The sequence below is a fragment of the Vibrio sp. Y176 genome, assembly GCF_033438945.1.
The window spans coordinates 1-1,511 of record NZ_JAWOQS010000063.1; the positions used below are offsets into that span (position 1 = coordinate 1).

2 protein-coding genes are annotated in these 1,511 nt (G+C 46.3%); one reads left to right on the top strand and one right to left on the bottom strand.

Annotated elements, in window-relative coordinates:
• The coding region (locus tag R7O13_RS24055; RefSeq protein WP_318304824.1) for a cellulose synthase subunit BcsC-related outer membrane protein at positions 1-1,295 on the top strand (1,295 nt) is incomplete at its 5' end.
• 56 nt (positions 1,296-1,351) lie between these two features.
• Here the strand turns inward: R7O13_RS24055 and bcsG are convergent.
• Positions 1,352-1,511, bottom strand: a 160-nt coding sequence (gene bcsG / locus R7O13_RS24060; protein ID WP_318304825.1) for a cellulose biosynthesis protein BcsG, incomplete at its 5' end; no start/stop codon positions are given.

Here is a 1,511-nt window from a genome sequence, read left to right on the forward strand (position 1 = left end):
TGCCTGATGCCGACGCATTAGCGTTTCGCAATAGCATGTCTATAGCAATGGAAAATCAACAGTGGGCGTTAGCTGAAACACGCGCCTATCAAGCCTTAAATCTTGACCGAATGGATAAAAATCGTGAACCTGAAGAGGCGACAAAAGAGCTCCCAAGCTTACGTGAGCTATATGATACTGCTGACGACTACTGGTTGACTCGTAACGTCAAATCGGACATCGATAAACTGCATGATAGGAGTGATGGTCATGTCATGATTGGCTGGGATTACAGTGCACGAGATAGTCGTAATACTTCGAATCAAGTGCCCATAGAAGCTCGACTCCCGATTGAGAGCTGGGATGGGCATCTGTTGCTAAAAGCCGATTATGTTTCTATCGATTCAGGTCAGTTGGACTACTATGAAAAAACCACCGATTCTGACAGCACTTCGTTCCAAAATGACGCATCAGGTATGGCATTTGGAGTGGGCTGGCAAGCTGAAGATTGGTTGGTCGATATCGGCACGACACCAATTGGTTTCGACCATACCACATGGGTTGGTGGTGTGCGCATCAATGGGGACCTAGGTGAGTTAGGTTGGACTGCAGAAGCTTCGCGTCGCCCAGAGACCAGCAGCACGCTTTCTTATGCTGGAATGTCTGTCCCTAGTGGTACGACTGACCCTCAAGGGACTAAATGGGGTGGGGTTATCCGTACTGGCGTGAAGTTGAACTCAAGCTGGGACACTGGTGGCCCTTACGGCTTTTGGAGTAGCTTGCAGTATCATAGTTTGACTGGTGAAAAGGTTGAAGACAACACTCGTTTAGGCGTGTTAGGTGGGGCGTACTATAAGTTAATTGCAAGGGATGACCAGCGTTTAAGTATTGGTACGAACTTAATGTACCTTGATTACGACAAAAATTTGGGTGAGTACACGCTAGGTCACGGTGGCTACTACAGCCCGCAAAGTTACTTCTCGGTGTCTTTACCTATCAACTTTTATGGTCGATACAACAGCTCTTGGTCATATCAGTTGAGTGCGTCCGTCTCCAACTCTTGGACTAAGGAAGACGCACCATACTTATCGACAGTAGCGACGTCAGACAAAGGTGGTGGTTTTGGTACATCGTTGCAAGCAGCGGTGGAAAAGCGAGTCAGTAAACGTTGGTACCTTGGCGCATTAGTCGATGTGCAGCGTTCTGAGTTTTATACTCCAAACCATTTCATGCTTTATGCCAAATACACCTTTAATGATCGTTGGCAACCAATAGAATATCCACCAGCAGCGCCAATGCTGTATAGCGACTTTTAACAAAAACAAAGGCCGGAAATTCCGGCCTTAGGCAGCATCGTATGGTTTAGTTGGGACTACTTTGTTGGGTATTCAATCCAACTAGAACCATCAAGAGAAACATAATACTTCCCTTGTACTTCAATCACAGTAGAACCGGAGTTCTGCGCGACAATGCGTGTTTCTGGTAGATTCTCCGTCAATATTGAAGGGCTAAACGTCTTACTTTGATAAATG